Annotated in this window: 21 protein-coding genes; 9 read left to right on the forward strand and 12 right to left on the reverse strand. The window is 74.1% G+C overall.

The features are described from left to right. Positions 1-12 precede the first annotated feature (12 nt). The gene (locus ACZ7JA_RS18620; protein ID WP_470809218.1) at positions 13-462 is read right to left on the reverse strand and encodes a MarR family winged helix-turn-helix transcriptional regulator; all 450 of its coding nucleotides are present in this window, start codon (positions 460-462) and stop codon (positions 13-15) included. Between the two features lie 112 nt (positions 463-574). On the opposite strand from ACZ7JA_RS18620, the gene ACZ7JA_RS18625 reads away from it, so the two are divergent. Together ACZ7JA_RS18625 and mltG are read left to right on the forward strand one after the other, a co-directional pair. After that, complete coding sequence (locus ACZ7JA_RS18625; protein WP_389296883.1) at positions 575-2,377, forward strand: ABC transporter ATP-binding protein; 1,803 nt, start codon at positions 575-577, stop codon at positions 2,375-2,377. 72 nt (positions 2,378-2,449) lie between these two features. Next, complete coding sequence (gene mltG / locus ACZ7JA_RS18630; RefSeq protein WP_389296886.1) at positions 2,450-3,343, forward strand: endolytic transglycosylase MltG; 894 nt, start codon at positions 2,450-2,452, stop codon at positions 3,341-3,343. A gap of 12 nt (positions 3,344-3,355) precedes the next feature. On the opposite strand, the gene ACZ7JA_RS18635 is transcribed toward mltG, so the two are convergent. Beyond that, on the reverse strand, positions 3,356-4,450 hold the full coding sequence (locus ACZ7JA_RS18635) for an NAD(P)-binding domain-containing protein (protein ID WP_351660383.1): 1,095 nt from the start codon (positions 4,448-4,450) through the stop codon (positions 3,356-3,358). Between the two features lie 109 nt (positions 4,451-4,559). On the opposite strand from ACZ7JA_RS18635, the gene ACZ7JA_RS18640 reads away from it, so the two are divergent. The 3 genes from ACZ7JA_RS18640 to ACZ7JA_RS18650 all read left to right on the forward strand — a co-directional run bounded on the left by ACZ7JA_RS18640 (position 4,560) and on the right by ACZ7JA_RS18650 (position 7,311). After that, positions 4,560-4,982, forward strand: a complete 423-nt coding sequence (locus ACZ7JA_RS18640) for a secondary thiamine-phosphate synthase enzyme YjbQ (RefSeq protein WP_351660385.1) — start codon at positions 4,560-4,562, stop codon at positions 4,980-4,982. A gap of 153 nt (positions 4,983-5,135) precedes the next feature. After that, entirely contained in the window at positions 5,136-6,533 is a 1,398-nt protein-coding gene (locus ACZ7JA_RS18645) for an FAD-binding oxidoreductase (protein ID WP_470809222.1), read from the forward strand. A gap of 40 nt (positions 6,534-6,573) precedes the next feature. After that, positions 6,574-7,311 (forward strand): flavodoxin family protein, encoded by a 738-nt coding sequence (locus ACZ7JA_RS18650; protein ID WP_351660388.1) that lies wholly within the window; start codon positions 6,574-6,576, stop codon positions 7,309-7,311. Here ACZ7JA_RS18650 and ACZ7JA_RS18655 read toward each other — a convergent pair. Together ACZ7JA_RS18655 and ACZ7JA_RS18660 are read right to left on the reverse strand one after the other, a co-directional pair. Further along, the gene (locus tag ACZ7JA_RS18655) at positions 7,308-8,105 is read right to left on the reverse strand and encodes a helix-turn-helix transcriptional regulator (RefSeq protein WP_351660390.1); all 798 of its coding nucleotides are present in this window, start codon (positions 8,103-8,105) and stop codon (positions 7,308-7,310) included. The two genes, ACZ7JA_RS18650 and ACZ7JA_RS18655, sit on opposite strands and share 4 nt — an antisense overlap. A gap of 287 nt (positions 8,106-8,392) precedes the next feature. Then, positions 8,393-8,785 (reverse strand): DUF5997 family protein, encoded by a 393-nt coding sequence (locus tag ACZ7JA_RS18660; protein WP_351660392.1) that lies wholly within the window; start codon positions 8,783-8,785, stop codon positions 8,393-8,395. A gap of 58 nt (positions 8,786-8,843) precedes the next feature. Between ACZ7JA_RS18660 and ACZ7JA_RS18665 the strand changes: the two genes are divergently transcribed. Then, positions 8,844-9,644, forward strand: coding sequence for a LysR family substrate-binding domain-containing protein (locus ACZ7JA_RS18665; RefSeq protein WP_389296894.1), 801 nt, complete (start codon positions 8,844-8,846; stop codon positions 9,642-9,644). A 107-nt stretch (positions 9,645-9,751) separates the two neighbouring features. Here the strand turns inward: ACZ7JA_RS18665 and ACZ7JA_RS18670 are convergent, their stop codons facing one another. The 3 genes from ACZ7JA_RS18670 to ACZ7JA_RS18680 all read right to left on the reverse strand — a co-directional run bounded on the left by ACZ7JA_RS18670 (position 9,752) and on the right by ACZ7JA_RS18680 (position 12,523). Continuing rightward, positions 9,752-11,254 (reverse strand): MFS transporter, encoded by a 1,503-nt coding sequence (locus ACZ7JA_RS18670; RefSeq protein WP_351660395.1) that lies wholly within the window; start codon positions 11,252-11,254, stop codon positions 9,752-9,754. A gap of 76 nt (positions 11,255-11,330) precedes the next feature. Then, entirely contained in the window at positions 11,331-12,026 is a 696-nt protein-coding gene (locus tag ACZ7JA_RS18675; protein WP_389449400.1) for an HAD family hydrolase, read from the reverse strand. A gap of 20 nt (positions 12,027-12,046) precedes the next feature. Next, on the reverse strand, positions 12,047-12,523 hold the full coding sequence (locus tag ACZ7JA_RS18680) for an Lrp/AsnC family transcriptional regulator (protein ID WP_351660399.1): 477 nt from the start codon (positions 12,521-12,523) through the stop codon (positions 12,047-12,049). 267 nt (positions 12,524-12,790) lie between these two features. Between ACZ7JA_RS18680 and ACZ7JA_RS18685 the strand changes: the two genes are divergently transcribed. Both ACZ7JA_RS18685 and ACZ7JA_RS18690 read left to right on the forward strand, forming a co-directional pair. Next, positions 12,791-14,278, forward strand: coding sequence for an FUSC family protein (locus ACZ7JA_RS18685; RefSeq protein WP_351660401.1), 1,488 nt, complete (start codon positions 12,791-12,793; stop codon positions 14,276-14,278). An 84-nt stretch (positions 14,279-14,362) separates the two neighbouring features. Next, on the forward strand, positions 14,363-15,391 hold the full coding sequence (locus ACZ7JA_RS18690; RefSeq protein ID WP_450743827.1) for a lactonase family protein: 1,029 nt from the start codon (positions 14,363-14,365) through the stop codon (positions 15,389-15,391). An 87-nt stretch (positions 15,392-15,478) separates the two neighbouring features. Here ACZ7JA_RS18690 and ACZ7JA_RS18695 read toward each other — a convergent pair whose 3' ends face one another. The 4 genes from ACZ7JA_RS18695 to ACZ7JA_RS18710 form a co-directional block, all read right to left on the reverse strand. Next, entirely contained in the window at positions 15,479-16,402 is a 924-nt protein-coding gene (locus tag ACZ7JA_RS18695) for a sirohydrochlorin chelatase (protein ID WP_470809227.1), read from the reverse strand. 150 nt (positions 16,403-16,552) lie between these two features. Then, positions 16,553-17,518, reverse strand: a complete 966-nt coding sequence (locus tag ACZ7JA_RS18700; RefSeq protein ID WP_470809229.1) for an N-acetylglucosamine kinase — start codon at positions 17,516-17,518, stop codon at positions 16,553-16,555. Further along, a complete protein-coding gene (locus tag ACZ7JA_RS18705; RefSeq protein ID WP_351660408.1) occupies positions 17,515-18,192 on the reverse strand; it encodes a uracil-DNA glycosylase in 678 nt (225 codons plus the stop codon). Before ACZ7JA_RS18705 ends, ACZ7JA_RS18700 begins: the two co-directional genes overlap by 4 nt. Positions 18,193-18,305: 113 nt before the next feature. Beyond that, a complete protein-coding gene (locus tag ACZ7JA_RS18710) occupies positions 18,306-19,391 on the reverse strand; it encodes a WD40/YVTN/BNR-like repeat-containing protein (RefSeq protein WP_389296906.1) in 1,086 nt (361 codons plus the stop codon). Positions 19,392-19,664: 273 nt separating this feature from the next. On the opposite strand from ACZ7JA_RS18710, the gene ACZ7JA_RS18715 reads away from it, so the two are divergent. Beyond that, the gene (locus tag ACZ7JA_RS18715; protein WP_351660410.1) at positions 19,665-20,252 is read left to right on the forward strand and encodes an Rv1733c family protein; all 588 of its coding nucleotides are present in this window, start codon (positions 19,665-19,667) and stop codon (positions 20,250-20,252) included. Positions 20,253-20,836: 584 nt separating this feature from the next. On the opposite strand, the gene ACZ7JA_RS18720 is transcribed toward ACZ7JA_RS18715, so the two are convergent. Beyond that, on the reverse strand, positions 20,837-22,822 hold the full coding sequence (locus ACZ7JA_RS18720; protein ID WP_470809232.1) for a HEAT repeat domain-containing protein: 1,986 nt from the start codon (positions 22,820-22,822) through the stop codon (positions 20,837-20,839). Between the last annotated feature and the right edge of the window lie 66 nt (positions 22,823-22,888).

The raw sequence follows: 22,888 nt of genomic DNA on the forward strand, positions 1-22,888 counted from the left end.
GAACGCCCGGGTTCAGCAGTGTCTGGCGGTCTCCGAGTCGACCAGCGTGTTCAGGAGCACGCCGAGCACCGCGCGCTCCTTCTCCGTCAGCGGGGCGAGTATCTCCTCGGCGGCCGACCGGCGCGCCCCGCGCACCTCGCGCAGGGTCTCGTGGCCCTCGTCCGTCAGCTCGATCCGGGTCACCCGCCGGTTCGACGGGTCCGGGACCCGGCGCACCTTGCCGCTCGCCTCGAGGCCGTCGACCAGCGTCGTCACCGCGCGCGGCACCACTTCGAGGCGCTCGGCGAGGTCGGCCATGCGCGGGGGCGAGCCGTAGTGCGCGAGGGTGCGCAGCAGCCGGGACTGGGCCGGGGTGACGCCCAGTTCCCGCCGCTCCAGATGGCGTTTCTGGATGCGGTGGACCCGGCGGGTGAGCCGCAGCAACTGCTCGGCGAGCAGGCCGTCGGGATCGGGGGAGGTCATGCGGGAACAATATCAGGATGCCGTTCATTGTGAGTATAGGTAACAATGAGCTACGATCCATAAGTCGCCGGCGTCCGGTCCCGGCCGCCGCCCGCCACCTCCGTAGGAGCCCATGCATCCCGAACGAGAACCCTCCTGGACCCCGCCTGCCGACACCGGCGAACAGCCTCGGCAGGTGCGCCGCATCCTGAAGCTGTTCCGCCCCTACCGCGGGCGCCTCGCGATCGTCGGCCTGCTGGTCGGCGCCTCGTCGCTGGTCTCGGTGGCCACGCCGTTCCTTCTCAAGGAGATCCTCGACGTGGCGCTCCCCGAGCGTCGCACCGGCCTGCTGAGCCTGCTCGCGCTCGGCATGATCCTGAGCGCGGTCCTCTCCAGCGTCTTCGGCGTCCTGCAGACCCTGATCTCGACCACCGTCGGCCAGCGCGTCATGCACGACCTGCGCACGGCCGTCTACGGCCGCCTGCAGCGCATGTCGCTCGCCTTCTTCACCCGCACCCGCACCGGCGAGGTGCAGTCCCGTATCGCCAACGACATCGGCGGCATGCAGGCCACCGTCACCTCCACCGCGACCTCGCTGGTCTCCAACGTCACCAGTGTCGTCGCCACGATCGTCGCCATGGTGGCCCTCGACTGGCGGCTCACCGTCGTCTCGCTGCTCCTGCTTCCGGTGTTCGTGTGGATCAGCCGCCGCGTCGGCAACGAGCGCAAGAAGATCACCACCCAGCGCCAGAAGCAGATGGCCGCGATGGCCGCCACGGTCACCGAGTCGCTCTCCGTCAGCGGCATCCTGCTCGGGCGCACCATGGGGCGCTCCGACTCGCTCACCGCGTCCTTCGCCGCGGAGTCCGAGCAACTGGTTGACCTCGAGGTGAGGTCCAACATGGCCGGCCGCTGGCGGATGGCCGTGATCACGATCGTCATGGCCGCCATGCCCGCCGTCATCTACTGGACCGCGGGGCTCGCCCTCCAGCTCGGCGGCCCGCAGGTCTCGCTCGGCACCATCGTCGCCTTCGTCTCGCTCCAGCAGGGTCTGTTCCGTCCCGCGGTGAGCCTGCTGGCGACCGGCGTGCAGGTGCAGACCTCCCTCGCGCTCTTCCAGCGCATCTTCGAGTACCTGGACCTGCCCGTCGACATCACCGAGCGGGAGCGGCCGGTCCGGCTCGACGAGGTCAAGGGCGAAGTGCGCTTCGAGGACGTTGAGTTCCGCTACGACGGCAAGGGCGCCCCGGTCCTCGACGGCCTCGACATCACCGTGCCCGCCGGCGGCAGTCTCGCCGTCGTCGGTCCCACCGGCGCCGGCAAGTCCACCCTCGGCTGCCTCGTGCCCCGGCTCTACGACGTCACCGGCGGCCGCGTCACCATCGACGGAGTGGACGTGCGCGACCTCGACTTCGACACCCTCGCGCGTGCCGTCGGCGTCGTCTCGCAGGAGACCTACCTCTTCCACGCCTCGGTCGCCGACAACCTCCGCTTCGCCAAGCCGGACGCCACCGACGAGGAGCTGTACGCGGCCGCGCGGGCCGCCCAGATCCACGACCACATCTCCGCGCTGCCCGACGGCTACGAGACCGTCGTCGGCGAGCGCGGCCACCGCTTCTCCGGCGGTGAGAAGCAGCGTCTGGCGATAGCCCGCACCATCCTGCGCGATCCGCCGGTGCTCATCCTGGACGAGGCGACCAGCGCCCTGGACACCCGCACGGAAGCCGCCGTGCAGCAGGCCATCGACGCCCTGTCGGCCGACCGGACGACGCTCACCATCGCCCACCGCCTGTCCACCGTCCGCGGTGCCGACCAGATCGTCGTCCTGGACTCCGGCCGGGTCGCCGAACGGGGCACGCACGAGGAACTGCTGGAACTGGACGGACGGTACGCGGCCCTGGTGCGGCGGGACGCCCGGCTGACCCCGGCGGGCTGACGTACGGCGGGCCCTCGCCGACAAGCTGACGATATGTCGGGTTTACGACCATACGCGTACTACCGTGCCCGCATGCAGATGAACACTCCACCACGGAGCACGATGCGACTGACGCGCCGGGGCAAGCTCGCCCTCGTCGTGACCGGCGCCGTCCTGGCCGGCACCGCCGTGGCGGTGCCGCTGCTGAGCCTCGCGGGCGGCCGTACGGAGCAGGTCAGGCCCCGCACGCTGGTCATCCCGGAGGGCCGGCGCGCGAGCCAGGTGTACGAGGCCGTCGACAAGGCCCTCGAACTGCCCCCGGGCAGCACCCGCAAGTCACTGGGCAAGGCCGGCCTCAAGCTGCCCAAGGAGGCTGCGGGCAACCCGGAGGGTTACCTCTTCCCAGGCACCTATCCCCTCGCGAAGGGCGCCACCCCCGAGTCGCTGCTGCGGCTCATGGTCGGCACGGCCGAGAAGAAGTTCGACACGCCCCCGGTCGCCGCCGGGGCCCAGCGCAACACGCTGAACGTCTACCAGACGATCATCGTCGCCAGCATCGTCCAGGCCGAGTCGACCGCCAAGGCCGACATGGGGAAGGTGGCGCGGGTCATCCTCAACCGGCTCCAGCGGGGCATGCCGCTGCAGGTGGGCACCACGCTCAACTACGCGCTGAACCGCACCGGCGGAAACGCGGGCGACCACGCCGACTCGGACAGCCCCTACAACTCCTACCGGCGCGTCGGACTGCCGCCCACCCCGATCGGCAACCCCGGCCCGGAGGCCATGCGCGCCGTCACCAACCCGCCGTCCGGCGACTGGCTGTACTACGTCACGGTCAAGCCCGGCGACACCCGCTTCACCGCGGACTACGCCGAACACGTGCGCAACGTGACCGAGTTCAGCGCCCGCCACCAGAGCCCGGCGCCCTCGCCGCAGCCCAGCGGCAGCGGCTCCGGACAGCCCGCGGCACCCCAGCCGCCACGCTGAACCGGCGCAACGTCACGCGGCGAGCGGCCCGACCGGCTCCCCGGCCAGCAGGCGCACGATGTCCCGGACGGCCGCGCGCCCGGCCCGGTTCGCGCCCACCGTACTGGCCGACGGACCGTAGCCGACGAGGTGGACGCGCGGATCGGCGACCGCCCGGGTCCCGTCCACCCGGATCCCGCCGCCCGGCTCCCGCAGCCGCAGCGGTGCGAGATGATCCAGTGCCGCGCGGAAACCGGTGGCCCAGAGGATGACGTCGGCCTCGACGCGCTGTCCGTCATTCCACTCCACCCCGTCCGGGGTGATCCGGTCGAACATCGGCCTGCGGTCCAGGACGCCGTCGGCGAGGCCCTGCCGGACGGCGTCGTTCAGCGGCAGCCCGGTGACGGAGACGACGCTCCTCGGCACCAGGCCCTGCCGTACCCGCTCATCCACCAGCGCCACGGCCGCCCGGCCCGCCTCCTGGTCGAACGGACCCTCTCGGAAGACCGGGGGCCTGCGGGTGACCCAGGTGGTGGCGGCCGCGTACGGGGCGAGTTCCAGCAGGTGCTGGGTGCCGGAGGCGCCGCCGCCCACCACCACGACCCGACGGCCGGCGAACTCCGCCGGCCCGGCGTACTGCGCCGTGTGCAACTGCCGTCCCCGAAAAGTCTCCTGGCCCGGGTAACGCGGCCAGAACGGCCGGTCCCAGGTACCGGTCGCGTTGATCAGCGTCCGCGTGGCCCAGCCGCCGTCCGAGGTCTCCACGGACAGCCGTCCGTCCCGGCCCTCCTCCCCCTGGCGTACGGCCGTCACATCGACAGGACGGCGTACGCGCAGGTCGAAGGCCCGCTCGTAGTGGCCGAAATAGCCGCCGACGACCTCCGCCGACGGCCGCGCCGGATCGGCGTCCGTCAACTCCATGCCGGGCAGCGAGTGCATCCCGTGCACCTTGCCGTACGTCAGCGACGGCCAGCGGAACTGCCAGGCGCCGCCCGGCGCGGGGGAGTGGTCCAGGACCACGAAGTCGCGGTCCGGCTCCAGTCCGGCCCGCCGCAGGTGATAGGCGCTGGACAGACCCGCCTGTCCAGCGCCTATGACGACCACGTCGACCGCACGCGTCTCGCTCACGCCCCTGCCAACAGCGGGGCGCTCGCGGATCTTCCCGCCCGCCCGGCACGCCGCCCGAGCCGGTGCCTCACAGCGTGTGAAACCCGGCACATGGGTCAGGATGGAGGGCATGTCAGATGCCTTCACCACCCGAATGCTGAACGTCACCACCGGTTCCCGGGAGCGGGTCGTCGATCTCACCGGCGAGTGCGAGGACTTCCTGCGGGATGCCGCGGCCGGCCGCGACGGCCTGCTCAACATCTTCGTCCCGCACGCCACGGCCGGCCTCGCGATCATCGAGACGGGCGCCGGCAGCGACGAGGACCTCCTCGCCGCCCTGCACTCCCTGCTGCCCGCCGACGACCGCTGGCAGCACCGGCACGGCAGCCCGGGCCACGGCCGCGACCACGTCCTCCCCGCCCTCGTCCCGCCGTACGCGACCCTTCCGGTCATCGGCGGGCGCCTGGAACTGGGGACCTGGCAGTCGGTCTGCCTCGTCGACACGAACAAGGACAACCGCGAACGCCAGGTCCGGCTGAGCTTCCTGGGCTGAGCCTCCTGGGCCGAGCGCGGCCCCGGTGCGCCCTGCGGCCCCGCGACGCCGACGTGCGGGGCGTCACTCGCGGGTGAAAACTGAAGACCGGGCGCGCGGGCGAGGTGGCGCGTCCGATCACCGGAACCACGCTCCACACAGAGGTCCTCAGCCATGGGCGCTATCGACGAAACGGCTGTCGGCGGTCTGCGCGAGGCACTGCGCGGGCCGGTGATCGCCCCGCGTGACCCCGGCTACGACGAGGCCCGCAGCATCTACAACGCCATGATCGACCGGCGGCCCGCGGCCTTCGCGCGGTGCGTGGACGTGGCGGACGTGCAGGCGGTGATCTCCTTCGCCCGGGACACCGGCGCCGAGCTGGCGGTGCGCGGCGGCGGCCACAGCGGGCCGGGCCTGTGCCTGGTCGACGACGGGCTCGTGCTCGACCTCTCGCCGATGCGCTGGGTCCGGGTCGACCCCGAGTCCAAGACGGTCCAGGTGGGCGGCGGCAGCCAGATCGGGGACCTCGACCACGCGACCCACGCCTTCGGGCTCGCCGTACCGGCGGGGATCATGTCGACCACCGGCGTCGGCGGCCTCACGCTCGGCGGCGGCCACGGTCATCTCACCCGCAGGTACGGGCTGACCATCGACAGCCTGGTGTCGGCCGACGTCGTCCTGGCCGACGGCAGTTGCGTCACCGCGTCGGCGGAGCGCCATCCGGACCTGTTCTGGGCGCTGCGGGGCGGAGGCGGCAACTTCGGCGTCGTCACCTCGTTCACCTTCCGGCTGCACCCGGCCGCCACGGTCGGGGTCGCGGTGACGGTCTGGCCCGTCGACCGCATCGAGGACGTGCTGCGCTGGTACCGGGAGTTCCTGCCCGCCGCACCCGAGGACCTCAGCGGCTTCTTCGCCGTGCTGGTCGTGCCGCCGGGCCCGCCGTTCCCCGAGCCGATCCACGGCGAGAAGGTGTGCGGCGTCATCTGGTGCTACACCGGCGGCCTCGCCGACGACCGTCTGGCCGAGGTGCTCTCGGGGGTGAACGAACCGGCTCCGCCGGCCTTCCACTTCACCACCCCCATGCCCTACCCGGCGCTGCAGACCATGTTCGACACGCTGATCCCCAAGGGACTGCAGTGGTACTGGCGCGGTGACTTCTTCGACGCCGTCCCCGACGGCGCCGTCGACGTGCACCGCAAGTACGCCGAGAACATCCCCACCGGCCTTTCGACCATGCACATGTACCCGGTGGACGGCGCGGCCCAGCGTGTCGGCCCCGACGACACGGCCTGGGCGTACCGGGACGCCGTCTGGTCCGTCGTGATCGGCGGCATAGACCCCGACCCCGCCAACGCCGGGCTGGTGCGGCAGTGGTGCGTCGACTACTGGACCGACCTGCACCCGCACTCCATGGGCGGCACCTACGTCAACTTCATCGGCGAACAGGAGAACCCGGACCGGATCCGGGCCACCTACCGGGGGCACTACGACCGCCTCGCCTCGGTCAAGCGCGTCTACGACCCGGACAACCTCTTCCACGCCAACCAGAACATCCCGCCGGCCGCGGAATGACTCCGGCCTGTCCCCGAACCAACGGCTCCGGGAGGACCTCGTGACCGCTTCGCCGCCCGCCACCGGCGCACCGCCGGCCCGGTACGACGACCTGCGCGCCCTGGTGGTCAACTGCACCCTCAAACGCTCGCCGGAGACGAGCAACACCCAGGGGCTGATCGACCGGAGCACCGGTCTGATGGACGCGCAGGGCGTGCGGGTAGACGTCGTACGGGCCGTGGACCACGACATCGCCACCGGCGTCTGGCCCGACATGACCGAGCACGGCTGGGAGACCGACGCCTGGCCGGACCTCTACCAGCAGGTCCTGGCGGCCGACATCCTCGTACTGGCGGGCCCGATCTGGCTGGGCGACAACAGTTCCGTCATGAAGCAGGTGATCGAGCGTCTCTACTCCTGCTCGAGTCTGCTCAACGACGCCGGGCAGTACGCCTATTACGGCCGTGTCGGCGGCTGCCTGATCACCGGCAACGAGGACGGCGTCAAGCACTGCGCGATGAACGTCCTCTACAGCCTGCAGCACCTGGGCTACACCATCCCGCCGCAGGCGGACGCCGGATGGATCGGGGAGGCGGGCCCCGGACCCTCGTACCTGGACCCCGGATCGGGTGGTCCGGAGAACGACTTCACCAACCGCAACACCACCTTCATGACCTGGAACCTGCTGCACCTGGCGCGGGCGCTGAAGGACATCGGCGGCATTCCCGCCTACGGCAACCAGCGCACCGCCTGGGACGCCGGATGCCGCCACGACTTCGAGAACCCCGAGCACCGCTAGCGGCCACCGGGCGCCGCGACCAGCCCGAGCCGCTGCGCGCGCAGGAGGGTGCCGATCCGGTCGCGGGTGCCCAGCTTGCGGTAGATGTTCTCGACGTGCTTGTGGACCGTGCGGGCCGAGATGCCGAGGCGCCGTCCGATGGCGTCGGCGGTCAGCGCCTCGGCGAGCAGCAGCAGTACGGCCGTCTCGCGCGGCGTCAGCGCGCAGTCGGCGGCCGGCTCGCCGGTCGCCCCGGCCGTTGCCAGGGACCGCCGCCACTCCTCCAGGAGCCGGCGCTGCCGCTCCACGGCCTCCATCAGCGGCTGGGCGCGCATCGCCATGGCGAGGTGGTCGTCGGTGAAGTCCGTCCCGGACCGGAAGACCAGGCAGCCGGTGATCGGCGCGGAACTGCCGGGCAGCGGCACGCCGAGCACATGGTCGACGTCCAGCGCCCTGCCGAGCAGCCTGGCCGTCGCACTGTCCCGCCAGCCCCGGCCGGCCACGCGGCGCGCGGTGACCGGCGACCGCTCGGGCCGCCGCGCGTAGTGGCGGGCGAAGGGGTAGCCGGTGCGCAGCAGGCCCAGGTCGGCCGCCGGGAGCCGGCCCAGTTCGCGGGCGGCGGCACCGGGGGCCGCGGCCACCGTGCCGCTGCGCTCACTCCAGTCGTCCAGCTTGTGGACGGCCGCCTCGCCGCCGCACAGTTCGGTCAGGGCGCCGCTCAGCGAGGGCCACAGCCGCCCGGGCTCCCGTTCGTGCAGCGCAGCCACGGCCACCGCCACCAGACGTTCGTAGGCCTTCTCCTGCCCCTGTGCCACGAGATCCGTCTCCGCGTGTGTCCCCTGCGCCGTCCCCCGGCCGGCGCCGCGTACGTACTTGTACGCATACCCGCGCCCTCCCCGGATGCCGCACACTTCAACCCGGCGCGTCCGGCCTGCTCGGGCGAACGCCGGGCGGGCCGCCGGCGCGGGGGAACGGCGGCCCGCGCCCTTCCAGCCGTGGTGCGCCCCTCAGAAGCCCACCCTTCGCACGCGCAGTGATCGATCGGGCGCGACGGCAGGGCAGCCGACGACAACGCCCCCGGGGGCCGGGGGCGTCATTCGGGTCAGGCGTGCGGCGCTTCCTGTTCCTTCTTGAGGCTCTTCAGGCGTGCGCCCTCCTTGCGGACCTCGGCCTGGGTGGCCCGCTCCTTCTCCAGCCACTCGGGCCGCTCCTGCTTGAGCGCCTCGATCTGCTCGGTGGTCAGCGCCTCGGTGACGCCGGCGCGCGCGAGGCCGGAGATGGACACGCCGAGCTTCGCGGCGACCACCGGACGCGGGTGCGGACCGTCCGCTCGCAGCGCGCGCAGCCACTCGGGCGGGTTGGCCTGCAGCTCGTTCAGCTCGGCGCGCGTGACCACACCCTCCTGGAAGTCGGCGGGGGTGGCGGGGAGGTACACACCCAGCTTCTTCGCCGCGGTCGCGGGCTTCATCGTCTGGGTGCTCTGCTGCGAACTCATGAGGTCAAGGGTATCGGCCGGGTGCGGGACGGCCGACCACGGCCGGTAGCCTGGCCTGGTGACAGGCTCGGATGAATCACCGTCGTTCCGGCTCGCGTACGTTCCCGGAGTGACGCCGGCCAAGTGGGTGCGGATCTGGCAGGAGCGCCGGCCCGGCGTCCCGCTCGACCTCCTGCAGGTCCCCGCCCCCGAGGCGCCCGGGCTGCTGCGCGCCGGAGAGGCGGACGCGGCCTTCGTACGGCTGCCGGTCGACCGTTCGTTCTTCAGCGCGATCCCCCTCTACACCGAGACCACGGTGGTCGTCGTGCCCAAGGACCACCTCATCACGGCGGCCGACGAGGTGACCCTGGCCGACCTCGCCGACGAGGTCGTGTTCCATCCCCTCGACGACGTCTTCGACTGGGCCGCCCCGCCCGGCGAGCCCGCCTTCGAGCGTCCCGCGACGACACCCGACGCCATCGAACTGGTCGCGGCCGGCGTCGGTCTGCTGATCGTCCCGCAGTCCCTGGCCCGGCTGTACCACCGCAGGGACCTCACTTACCGGCCCGTCACCGACGCGCCCCAGTCGAGCATCGCCCTGTCCTGGCCCGAGGAGGCGACCACCGACCTGGTGGAGGACTTCATCGGGATCGTCCGCGGCCGCACCGTCAACAGCTCGCGGGGCCGTACGACGGAGAAGGCCGAGGCGGAGCAGCGGCGCGGGCGGGCCCAGCAGGGCGGCGGCCGTGCGAAGCCGGCGGCCGGGAAGTCGACCGGTTCGAAGCCGGCGAGCCGTACCGCGCGGGGCCGCACCGGCGCCGGGGGCGGCGGGAAGGCGGGCAAACCGGCCAAACGGGGCAAGCCGCGCCGCAAGTCGTAGTCGGCCGTCCTTCCGTGTCCTCTGCGCCGGCGCCGGGGTGCAGCGGCGCGCGGGCTCAGAACTCGGAGCGCGCGGGCTGAGGGCCGGGAACGAGCGGCGCAGGCTGCTCAGGACCCCGGCCGCACCGGCGCCTCGGCACCGCCCTCCGCGGAGCCGCGCCGGACCCCCTCCGCGGCCCGTGCCGGTTCGGGGCGCGTCTGGCGCTCGCGCAGGTCCGCCACCGCCAGCGCCAGCGCGATCACGATGAGCCCGACCGCGGTGAGCAGCCCGAGCTGAATGGCCGTGACGGAGTACCCGGGGCCCGCCTGGTGCGCGAAGTACACCGCGCCCACCACGGCGATGCCGGCCGCCGAACCGACCCGTTGGCCCGTCTGGAGGACACCACCGGCCGCGCCGGCCCGGTGCACGGGGACCCGGGTGAGGGTGAGGGTCGTGTTGGGGGAGACCGTCAGACCGGAGCCGATCCCGCCGATCAGCAGTGGCAGCGCGGTCGCCCAGCCGACGTTCCGCCCGGGCACCAGCTCCACCGCCGCGACCACGCCGAGCAGCCCCAGCGCCACCCCGCTCAGCCCGATGACGACCAGTCTGCGGCCGAAGCGCACCACCAGCCGGCCTCCCGCGGCCGCGCCGACCGCCGAGGCCGCAGCGAACGGCAGCACCGTCAGGCCCGCGGCCAGGGCGCTGTAGCCGACCGTGTTCTGGAGGAACAGGGTGTAGACGAAGAAGACGGTGGTGAAGCCGGCGAAGTAGGTGAGGCTGATCAGGGCGCCGAGCGTGAAGGACCGCAGCGAGAACAGGGCCAGGTCGACCAGCGGGGCCCGCCCGCGTCGCCCCTGGCGTCTCTCCCAGGCCCAGAACGCGGCCAGCAGCAGCGCCGCCACCGGCAGCAGCGCCCACTTCAGCCGCCCGGTCCACTGCTGCTCCTGCACCAGCGGCAGCATCAGCGCGAGCACGCCGGAGCCGAGGAGCAGCACTCCGAACAGGTCGAACGTCTCCCGCTTGTCGGCGGCGACCGGGAAGCGGGGGAGCAGCCTCAGCCCGGCGGCGAAGGCGGCCACCCCGATGGGCAGGTTGACGAAGAACACCCAGCGCCAGCCGTCGGCGGTGCCGACGGCGTCGATCAGCACGCCGCCCGCCAGCGGCCCCACCGCCGTCGAGACCCCGATGACGCTGCCGAGCAGACCGAAGGCCTTGGCCCGCTCGGAGCCCTGGAACATCTGCTGGATCAGCCCCGACGTCTGGGGCGCGACCATGCCCGCGGCGGTGCCCTGGATCAGCCGGAACACCACCAGCCAGGACGGCCCGGGAGCGAGCCCGCACGCCGCCGAGGCCAGCGTGAACAGGGCCAGCCCGAACAGGAAGGCCTGCCGTCGGCCGCGCATGTCGCCCAGCCGGCCCGCCGGGACGAGCGCGAGCCCGAAGGTCAGGGCGTATCCGGAGACCACCCAGGACTGGGCCGCCTCGGAGGCGCCCAGTCCGTGCTCCATCGAGGGCAGTGCCACGTTCACGATCGAGGTGTCGAGCAGCGAGATGAACCCCGCCGTCAGACAGACCGCGAGCGCCTTCCACCGCCGGTCGTCGGGGGTGGGCCCTGCCTGGACTGTGGTCATGCGATCACGCTAAGCAGCCGTTCGGCCGGGCGCACTCCGGGAGCGCCACCGCGCGGCTCGTGAGATCCCGTCCGGGTCAGCGGGAGCCGGCCGCGTCCATGAGCCACGCGTACGCCGACTGCGCCGTGAACTCGGCCTGGCCGCCCCGCACCAGCAGGTCCGCCGTGGCGAACTCGGGCGCGTCCGCCTGCGCCGCCACGTACGGGACGGCGATGCAGCGCATCCCGGCCGCGTGCGCGGCCGCCGCGCCCGGCGCGGCGTCCTCGACCACCACGCAGCCAGCCGGATCCACGCCGAGCCGGCGGGCAGCCTCGAGGAAGACGTCGGGGGCGGGTTTGCCGCGGGGCACCTCGTCGGCCGAGACGACGGTGCGCAGCTGGGCGTCGAGGCCGGTGCCGGCGAGGATCGCCTTGATCGCTTCCAGGGAGGAGCCGGAGGCCACCGCGATCGGAACGCCCTCGGCGGCCAGCAGCTCCACGAACTTCCGCATCTCCGGGTACGCGCGCGTGCCGGTGCGGGCCAGTTCCAGATAGCGCCGGTTCGTCGCCTCGAACAGCTCCTCCACCGAGGCGCTCAGGGCGTAGCGCTCCCGCCAGAGGGCGACGCTGTCCAGGGTGCTGACACCGACATAGCTCTCGTGCTCCGTCCAGGTGAAGTCCGCGACGCCGTGCTCGGCCAGGGTCAGCCGGCCCGCCTCGTAGTAGTTCGGCTCGCTGTCCACCAGCGTTCCGTCCAGGTCGAAGACGACCGCAAGGGTGCCGGGCTCGCTCATGCCGTCCAGCATGCCCGGCGTCAGGCGCGGTCCGCCCGTCCGACCGACTCCACCAGGGGGAGCAGCCGGTACGGCACACGCTCGCGCAGGGCCACCTCGGTGCGGGTGCGCACCACGCCCGGCAGGCTGATCAGCTTCTGGATCACGTCCTCCAGATGGGCGTTGTCCCGCCCCACCACCCGGGCCAGCAGGTCGCCGCCGCCCGTGATCGAGAACGCCTCGACGATCTCCGGCACGGCGGCGAGCGCGTCCCCCACGTCGTCCAGGTGGCCCTGGGTCACCTCGATGTGCACGAAGGCCAGCACCGGGTGGCCCAGCGCGGCGGGGGACAGCGAGGGGCCCGTACCGGTGATGACGCCGTCGCGCTCCATGCGGTCCAGACGGGCCTGGAGGGTGCCCCGGGCCACGCCGAGGATGCGGGCGTACTCGCGCACGCTGGTGCGCGGCTGCTCCAGCAGCAGCCGCAGGATGCGGGTGTCGAGTGCGTCCACGCTCATGATGCACGACTGTACCAATGGCTCACCGGTGAGGTGGCCGTCCAGGCCGCCCGACCTGGTCCGTTGGTGTTCCGGGGGCCTGCCCGCACCGGCGGATCGCTGGGCCATTGGATCAGTGATGAGGGCAACACTTGAGCCACTGACCTCGGTGATGGTCTCATGGAGACGTCGATGGCGCTGCGGACCCCGCGGCGCCTTTTCTGTGCCGGTGTGCCGTCCGGCGTGCCAGGTGTTCCGGGCGTCCCGGGGCGCCGAAGGAGGGGATCAGTGCTGAAGAGGGTGTTCGTCGCCGCGGACCCGGGGCGGGCGCGGCTGCGCTTCGCCGCGCGGGCCGTGCTCGGCATCGGGCTCGCGGTCGTCGTCTGCGGGGCGGCTGGGCAGTCCCTGGCGGGCGCGGTCACCGGTGGCCTCGCCGCGCTGCTCGCCCTGTTCACCGTCGCCGACGCCACCGTGCGCGGACAGGCGGTCACCACCGCCCTGCTCCCCGCCGTCGGCCTGCCCGTGCTCGCCGCCGCGGCCGAGTTGCACGACTTCCCCGTGGCGCGGGACCTGGTGTTCCTCGCCGTGGTCGGCGCCGGCGTGTACGCCCGCCGCTGGGGCCCGCGCGGCCACAGCCTCGGCGTCTTCGCCTTCATGACCTTCTTCATGGCCCAGTTCCTGCACACCACGCCCGGACAGCTCCCCGCGCTGTACGCCGCCGTCCTGCTGTCCGTGCTCAGCGCGGCCGCCGTGCGCTTCGGCCTGTGGTGCTACGAGCGCCGGCTGCCCCCGGCCGCGGTGCCCGCGCCGCCCGCCGGCGCCGGCCTGGCCCGGGTGACCACACGACAGGCCGTGCAGGCGACCGCGGGCGCGGGCTTCGCCCTGGTCGCCGGGCAGCTCATGTCCGGGCAGCGCTGGTACTGGGCGGTGGGCGCCACCTGGTGGGTCTTCGTGAACACCGCCTCGCGCGGCGAGACACTGGTCCGCGGCTTCCGGCGGGTCCTCGGCACCGTCATCGGCATCGGCCTGGGCTTCCTGGTCGCCGTGCCGGTGCACGGAGCGGCCGTGCCCACCGCCGTCCTGGTGGCGGTCGCCGTCTTCGGCATCTTCTACACGGCCGCCGTCTCCTACACCTGGATGATGCTCTGGGTGACCGTGCTCGCCGCCTCGCTGTACGGCCTTCTCGGCGTCCTCAGCCCCGGCCTGCTCGCCCTGCGGCTGGCCGAGACCGGTGTCGGCGCCCTCGGCGCCGCGCTCGCCGTCCTCTTCGTGCTGCCCGTGACCACGCACGCCACCACCGACGCCTGGATCCAGCGCGCCCTGCGCTGCGTGCACGCCTGCACCGCCGAGGCCGCCGCACGGCTCGCCGGATCGGCGGTCGACCCGGCGCCGCGCGTGGCCGAACTGGAACAGCTCCTCGGCCGGGTTCGGCTCTCGGTCGCCCCGCTCGTGCACCCGCTGAACCCGATGCTCGGCCGCAAGCGGCGCGCGCGGCGGGTGCTCGCCCTGCTCGACGACTGCGCCCGCGAGATCCGCGGACTGGTCGCGGTCGCCGCCGACCCCGAGGCCTCCCACGACGCCCGCCTGGCGGCCGCCTGCTGGCGGGTGGAGGCCGCGGTCGAGGCGCTCACCGACGGCGGCCTCGAGCAGGTCCACCGGCCCGCCGAGGCCCCGGCCGAGCCCGCCCTGGCCCACCTGCACGGCCTGGAGCGGGCGCTCGCCGAGCTGGCCGAGCCGCTGCGGGCGCCCTCCGGCTCACGGCTCGTCGGCGCCTGAGAGGAAACGCCCCCTGTTGGTCTAGACCGACGGTGACCGACTGCTACCGTCGGCACCACTGGCGCGGACCGAGAGGGGACAGCGGTGGCAGCAGTCGGCAGACGGCACAGGGCGTTCATCGGGTCGTTCACGGCGGCCGGCGGCCCCGGACTGGTCACCGCGGAGGTTCGCCCGGACACCGGAGCGCTCGCCCTCACCGGCCGCCTCGGCACCGTGCCCGACCCCTCCTACCTGGCGCTCTCCCCGGACGGCGACATGCTCTACGCGGTCAGCGAGACCGCCGAGGGAGCCGTCGCCGCGTACCGCGTCGGCGGGGACAAGCCGGAACCCGCCGGGCCGCCCGTTCCCGTCGGGGGCGGGCCCACCCACCTCACCCTGCACGCCGGCCACGTGCTGACCGCCGACTACGGCTCGGGCAGCGTCACCGCCGTACCGCTGCGCCCCGACGGCAGCCTCGCCGCGGCGCCCTCCGGGGTGCTGCGGCACACCGGCTCCGGCCCGCACGAGCGCCGCCAGCGCGGCCCGCACGCCCACCAGGTGCAGCCCGCCCCCGGCGGCCGGTGGATCGTGAGCGTCGACCTCGGCACGGACTCGGTACGGGTGTGCACCCTCGACGGGGGCGTGCCGGCGCTGCACCGCGAGATCGCGCTGCGCCCCGGCTCGGGCCCCCGCCACCTGGCCTTCCACCCGGACGGCGAGCACGCCTACGTGCTCAACGAGCTCACCCCGACGGTCACCGTGTGCCTCTGGGACGCGGACGGCGGCTCCCTGAAGCCGCTGGCCGAGGTCCCGGTGCTGCCGGGCGCCCCAGCGGGCGACGCCTACCCCTCGGGCATCGTGGTCTCGCCGGACGGCCGCTTCGTGTGGACCGCGACCCGCGGAGAGGACGTCCTGTCCGTGCTCGCCGTCCAGGGCGACGCCCTCCGGCTGGCGGGGACGGTGCCGTGCGGCGGGCACTGGCCCCGCGCGCTGGCCGAGCACGACGGCTTCCTCTACTGCGCCAACGAGCGCTCCGGAGACGTGACCTGGTTCGACGTCCGGGAGCGCACGAGACTTCCCCACTACGACGGCTCCGTCGAGGTCGCCGCGGCCGCGTGCGTCGTCTTCGGCTGAACGGGCGCTCGCGCGGTCCCGCCGCATGCCGAAGGGCCCGCTCCGGTGACGGAGCGGGCCCTTGTGCCGTACGGGGGTGCCGTCGCGTCAGCGGACCGGCGTGCCCTGCTGCTGCGGCGAGGCGATGCCGAGCGCGGTCGTGTACTTGGCGAGGGCGAGCTTGCCGATCGCCGGGTAGGCGCCGAGCGCCTCCGCGGTGGCGCAGCCGGCCTCCTCGGCGGCCGCGGCCAGCAGCGCCGAGTCGATCTCGGGGCCGATCAGGTACGGCGCGAGGGCGAGCTGCTGGGAACCGGAGGAACGCAGCTCCGCGGCGACCGAGGTGATCGCGCCCTCCTGGTCGAGCGCCGCCGCCATGACCGGGACGGCCAGGCGCGCGGCGAGCAGCATGCCGGTGATGCCGGCCGCCTGCACGGCCTCCTCGCCGCCCACCGAGGCCAGGATGATGCCGTCGGCGGCCGTGGCCACGGTGAACAGCCGGGCGCGGTCGGCGCGGGCCAGGCCCGCCTCGGACAGCCGCACGTGCAGCGCCTCGGCGAGCAGCGGGTGCGGACCGAGGACGTCGGTCAGCTCGGCGGCGATCCGGCTGTCCATCACGGCCTGGCGGACCTGGCGCAGCAGCGCGCTGTCCGGACCGGCCAGCAGCGGGACGACGACGGCGACCGGGCCGTCGGGCTCGTTGACGTCGGCACCGGCGGCGCGGGCCTGCTCGAAGCGCGCGGTCCGCTCCTCGGCGGCGCCGGTCAGCACCGAGCGCAGGCTGGGGAACTCGGCGTCGTCCCCGTCCAGGTAACCGATGCGGGCGTCCAGGCCGGGCAGCTCGGAGCGGGCGATGCTCACGACCTCCTCGGCGAGGCCGCGCGAGGCGGCGCTGGGCACGCCGGGCACCGCGAGGACGAGCGCGGGCGCGCCCTCGGGAGCCACCAGCGGTTCCGGTCGGCGGTGCCTTCCGGGCTGGCGGGGTCGCGGCATTCGTACTGGCAGGCCGGACGCGGGCCCAGTGGGGGAGCTCATGGCGCCGCATGTTACTAACTCTTTGGGCTCCCCTGTTCGGGGAGGGTGCAGGTGAGCGGTATCCGTCCGCTTTTGTCTGATGAGTTACGCCCGTTTGGCATGTGTTTCGGGCACGTGCTGGGCAGACGGAACGAACAGCAGGCGATCCGCTTATGTGCGGACGATATGAAGCATGGCCGATTCACCCGGAAGGGTGAGCCGTTCGGCCGCCAGCTCGCCCGCGATCCGCACGCAGCCGTGCAGCGGGTCGCCCTCGGCCGGGACCAGCCGGGCCCGCGGCAGCCGGTCGGCGAACTCCTCGCGCACCGGTACGAGGAGCGGGTCGCCCATGTTGAAGAGGCCGCCGGTGAGTGCCACTTCGGCCGCCCCGGAAGCCGGGCAGACGGCCGCCGCGGACTCGGCGACGGCGCGGGCCGCCGCGCGCAGGATGCCGGCGGCCACCGGGTCGTGCGGGGCGCAGGCCGCGACCCGCGGCGCGAACGAGGCGAGCAGCGCCGGGCGGTCGGAGCGTGGGTAGAGCAGCCCGGGCAGTCCGGGCAGCGGGCCGAACTGTTCCTCGGCGCCGGCCCGCAGCGCCGCGGAACCTCCGTCGCGGCCGTCGTGCGCGCGCAGCGCCGCCTCCAGACCGGCCCGCCCGATCCAGGCCCCGCCGCCGCAGTCGCCCAGCAGATGTCCCCAGCCGTCAGCCCGGTGCCAGCGGCGCAGATCGGTGCCGATCGCGATCAGACCGGTGCCGGCGGCGACCACCGCACCCGGCCGAGGTCCCAGGGCGCCCACATAAGCCGTCACGGCGTCGGCGGCGAGCGCCACGGCCCGCACGCCCAGTTCGCGGGCGAGCAGGCCCGGCAGCTCGGCGCGCAGGGCGTCGCCCAGGGTGGCGAACCCGGCGGCGCCGACGACGGCCGTGCTCAGCTCGTCGAGCCCGGCCCGTCCGGTCAGCTCCCGGGCCAGCGGCAGGAGTTGCGCCATGAGGTGCGCGGGATCGATGCCCCGGGCACCGGTACGCACCGGCTCCCGCGACTCCCCCCGGGCCGACGGCGGCCGCCCCGGCACCCCGACGGCGACCCGGAGGCCGGAACCCCCGGAGTCCACGGCCAGGAAACCGGCGGCGGTCACGGCAGACGCCAGTCCACCGGCTGTCCGCCCTGCTCGATCAACAGGTCGTTGGCGCGGCTGAACGGACGCGACCCGAAGAACCCGCGGTCGGCCGACATGGGCGACGGGTGCGCCGACTCCACGGCCGGCAGCCGCCCCAGCAGCGGACGCAGGTTGCGGGCGTCCCGCCCCCACAGGATCGACACCAGCGGCTTGCCGCGCCCGGCCAGGGCCCGGATCGCCTGCTCGGTGACCTCCTCCCAGCCCTTGCCGCGATGGGCGGCCGGACTGCGCGGTGCGGTGGTGAGCGCCCTGTTGAGCAGCAGCACGCCCTGCTGCGTCCAGGGTGTGAGGTCACCGGTGGACGGCTGGGGCAGTCCCAGGTCGCTGTTCAGCTCGCGGAAGATGTTGATCAGGCTCGGCGGCAGCGGACGCACCTCGGGCGCGACCGAGAACGAGAGCCCGACCGCGTGTCCCGGGGTCGGATAGGGGTCCTGACCGACGATCAGGACCCGTACGTCGTCGAAAGGTTGCTGGAAGGCGCGCAGGACGTTCGGCCCGGCGGGGAGGTAGGTGCGTCCCGCGGCGATCTCCGCGCGCAGGAAGTCGCCCATCGCGGCGACGCGTCCGGCGACGGGTTCCAGGGCCTTCGCCCAGCCCGGTTCGACGATTTCATGCAGGGGTCGTGGTGCCACGGGCGTCACCCTACTGCCGGGCACCGGTCGGCGATCAAGCCGCGACCGGGTCCGGCGGGCCGGCGGCCGCCCCGCCGGCCGCCGCCCCCGCACTCCGCACGGGGCGGACCGTGTCAGCCGATCACGGCCGCCCGTACGCAGAGCACGTCCGGCAGATGGGAGGCCAGTTGCCGCCAGGAGTCGCCGTCGTCGGCCGAGGCGAACACCTCGCCGTTGCGGTTGCCGAAGTAGACCCCGGCCGGATCGGCGTCGTCCGTGCAGAGCGCGTCGCGCAGCACGGTGCCGTAGTGGTCCTCGGACGGCAGCCCCTTCGACAGCGGCTCCCAGCTCTCACCCGCGTCGGCCGTACGGAAGACCCGGCAGCGGCGCTCGGCCGGCACCCGGTCGGCGTCGGCGTTGATCGGGAAGACGTACGCCGTCCCGCCCCGGTGCGGATGGGCGGCCACCGCGAAGCCGAACGTCGACGGCAGCCCCGCACCGATGTCGGTCCACTTCCCGCCCGCGTCGTCGCTGCGGTACACACCCCAGTGGTTCTGCAGGTACAGCCGGTCCGGGTCGGCCGCGTCGCGCGCGACCTTGTGCACGCACTGGCCGAACTCCGGGTCGGGATCCGGCAGGAACACCGCGGACACACCGGAGTTGGACGGCGCCCAGCTCGAACCGCCGTCCTGGGTGCGGAACACCCCGGCGGTGGACACGGCCACGGTCACCGCCCGCGGGTCGCGCGCGTCGGTGAGCACCGTGTGCAGCCCCTCGCCGCCACCGCCCGGCACCCACCGGGAACGGGTCGGGTGCTCCCACAGCGGGCGCACCAGCTCGAAGCTCTCCCCGCGGTCCTCCGAGCGGTACAGCGCGGCCGGTTCGGTCCCCGCGTACACCACGCCCGGCTCGGCGGCGGCCGGGTGGAGCTGCCAGACCCGCTCCAGGGAGGCGCCGGTGTCCTTGGGGAACTTGACGGCGGGCCGGGCCGGTTCGGTCCAGGTGCGGCCCAGGTCGTCGGAGTGGAACACCGAGGGACCCCAGTGCGCGCTGTCGCCGCCCGCCAGCAGCCGGGGGCGGTCCCCCCGGGTGTCGATGGCGACCGAGTAGACCGCCTGCGCGTTGAAGTAGGGAGTCTCGTCGAACTCCCAGCCGCCACCTCGCCTCCGCCCGATGAACAGGCCCTTTCGGGTACCCACGGCGAGCAGGACCTCGGTCATGCCGGTCACCTCCGGGACATCGTCGTCCAGGTAGTCGTCAGATACCGGCCAGTCTGCACCCCACCACTGACAGTCACCCCTGGACACCGTGTCGTCGCAGGTCACAGCGGTGAGGTCGGCCCGTCGCGCGGACCGGCGCCGATGCGTTGCGTCATGCGCCTGCGCGGAGGGGGGCTCTCGTGCGACCGTCGGGGAGACGGTTCGTCGTGAGCAACGGGGCGGCCGCGCCCGTATGGGAGTGCGGTCCGGCCTGTCGGTGCGCTCGTGAGGAGGATGCCTTTGAAGGCGTTCCGTGGTCCCAAGGTGTGGCTGTGGCGCTGGCGGCGCAATCCGCTGCGACGCCGGGCCGACGTACTGGAGGCCTGGGTGGTGCTCGCCGCCTGGCTGCTGACCGTCCTGGCGGGGGTGTCGGCCGGACTCGCCGCCGCCCGATCGGTGGACGACGGCCTGGCCCGGGAACGCGCCGCCTGGCGACCGGCCGTGGCCCGCGTCGTCGCCAAGGCCCCCGGAAGGTCCGCCTCCGAGACCTCCGGCGCCGAGCGGGTCTGGGCGGAGGTGCGCTGGACCGCCGCCGACGGCTCGGCGCACACCGGCCAGGCGCGGGTCGCGCCGGGCAGCGCGGCCGGCAGCCCGGTCACCGTGTGGACCGACCCGCGGGGTCACCTCGTCAGCCGCCCGGCCACCGCCTCCGAGGCAGCCTTCCGCGCCGTCCTCATGGGCGGCCTGGTCGGGCTGAGCGCCGCCGCCGTCCCCTTCGTCGGAGGACTCGCCCTCCGCGGCCGGCTGGAACGCCGCCGCATGGACGACTGGGACGCGGAGTGGGCCCGACTGGGTCCGCAGTGGGGACGGAAGACGTGGTGACGCCCTCGACCGCACCAAAACACGGCCGGGAACGCCCGGGGGCCCCGCACCCCACGCCGACCCACTGACGGGCTCCTGGCGCCTCGCAGGGCGTGCCGCCCGCGAGGCCCGGGTGTCCTGCGGGTTGAGCAGCCCACGGGGCCCCGGTGTCCCGCGGGCGGAGCCGGCCCGCAGGGCCCGGGCGTCGCACTCATCACGGTCGGCTCACGGGCTCGCGGGCTTCCGGCGTCCCGCGGTCGCGGCCGACCCACAGCCCCTTGGCGTTTTCGCACGTAGCAAGCCAACTCGGGCGCGCCGCACGTCACGCCAGCCGAAGAGAACCTGCTGTCCGGCACGCTCCGTCGGCCGAGGAACCCCGGCGTTCGGCACCTTTCGTCGGCCCAGCACTCCCTGGGACCCCGCGCTGACCCTGCCTCAGAGCCCGGCAGGGCACGTCGGCCCGAAGCCCCCGATGCTCCGCACCCCACGTCGACCCACTGAAGGCTTCTCGAGCCCCGGACAACGCACCGGCCCAGGGCCCCGCCCTCCCGCATGGGCCGGAAGGGTTCACGAGGACTTGACCTGCCGCATGGGCTGCACGGGGTTCACAAGGACCTGGTCTGGCGGGCCAGTACCTCCTCGCAGAGGCCGCGCAGGGTCTCGTCCTCGGCGATCGCACGGCCGCCGTGGCCGCCGGTGCGTGCCGTGTGGCGTCGTGGGGCGGTCAGTTCCGCGCTCACCAGGTCCCGCAGCGGCATGCCCGCCGGGCCCATCGCGGCGAGGCACCGGGCGATCGGGCCGCGGGCGCCGGGACTCTCCGACCAGGCGGCCCGGAGCACCGGCAGCACGGGTTCGGGGTCCCGGCCCACGTGCCACAGCGCGCACGCGGCGTGGGTGCGCAGCCCGGCCTGCCCGGATGCCGCCGCACGGCGGAGCTCCGGCAGGGCCGGACGAGCCGCGGGGCCGAGCCTGGCCAACTGCCGTGCGGCCAGCCGGCGGACCCCTGGCTCGCCCTGTCTCAGCTCCCGTACCAGCACGGGGAGCACGGCCGGGGCGTCGCCGTCGGCCGACCACAGCGCGCCCGCCGCCGCGGCCGCGTGCCGTGTGTGCAGCAGTGCGCGCAGGACCGGTGCCGCCCGGCCGGCGGCGCCGAGGACGTCCAGTGTCGCGACGGTCTGTCCGGCGATCTTGTCCCGGACCCCGAGGCCGTCCGGGGCCCCGTTCAGCAGCCGCAGCACCTCCGGCACCGCGTCCACGTCCCCGATGGCCCCGAGCGCCGTCAGCAGCGGTGCCGCCCGGGTGTCCGCGGCCGGTGAGTCCAGCGGAATCCGCCCCAGTCGGTGCCGCAGGGCGGGAGCGAGGGGAGCGGCGGCCGGGCCCAGATGCGCGATCTCGTCCCCCAGGCCCCCGGGCACCACCGGACCGGCCAGCACCTGGGCCAGCACCGGCACGGCCCGCGGATCACCGCTGCGGGCGAGTGCCTTGAGCGCGCCGCCCACGGTGGGGGAGCCGCGCTCCCAGCGATGGGTCCACAGATCGGGCCGGGAGGCCACCAGCGCGTGCAGGTCGTCCGCCGCGGGAGCGGCCAGGCCGAACAGCTCCGACAGGACGGAGACCGCCGCGTCCCGCAACCACTCCTCCTCCGAGCCCAGTTGACCGCCGACCAGGGCCACCGGCCGGGCGAAGTCGGCCCGCCAGCCGCGGAACAGCACCGCCGCCATCCATACGGCGTTGCCCCGGTCGACCGGGTCGGGACTGGTCAACTGCCCGCCCAGCAGGTCGATCCGGTCGCCGGTCCGGTCGCCGAGCGCGGTGTGCAGCGTGCGCAGCAGCCGGGCGCCCTCCTCGTCCGAAGGGCGCAGCCGCCGTAATCGGCCCACCAGGGTGTCGTTGGCGGAGCGGTCCGGGACGCGGGCACGGCGGGCGGACCGCTCCCGCAGCAACCGGACGGCCGTCGGCACCAGGTCGCCGGGGAGCCTGCCCGGGGCGCCGAGCGCGAGCTGGCCGAGCGCCGCGAGACGCAGCCCGGGGTCGTGCGGCGGAGCGCTCTGCGCCACCAGCAGGTCCACCGCGTCGGCGCGCGCCGGGTACCGGCGCACGAACACACCGACGGCCTCGGTGAGGGCGAGCAGCACCCGGCCGTCCCGCTCGACGGGTATCCGCTGCCGCAACAGCCCCAGCACGCGCCCCGGGTCGTCGACGAACCGGACCATCGCGCCGGCCGCCGCCCGCCGTACCCCCGGGTCCGGATCCCCGAGCAGCGACACGAAGACCTCGCCGTCCGCCCGGACCGCCTCGCGCGCCCGTGCGTCCCCGCTCTCCGCCCCGATGCTGACCAGCAGTTCCACGATGCAGCCCCGCTCCGGCACCGCCTCGCGGGCGGCGAGCGAGAACAGGAAGGGAACGCAGGCGAGCGTCGAGTCGTACACGTTCCCCTCGTGGTGCACCGTGCCGTACATGCCGTCCAGCGCGGTCTGCCGCTCGGCGGCGTCCGTGGACGCCAGTCCGCGCAGCCACCCGGGCACCTCCCGTGCGCTCCCGTGCGCGTGCCGCAGCGAGGCCCAGTCGACCTCGTCGATCCCGGTGAACACGATCCCCTCCCCCAGACGAGTGGCACCTGATCGCGAGTCTGCACCACGGCACCGACAACGAAGCGC

Source organism: Streptomyces sp. NPDC038135, from assembly GCF_055601245.1.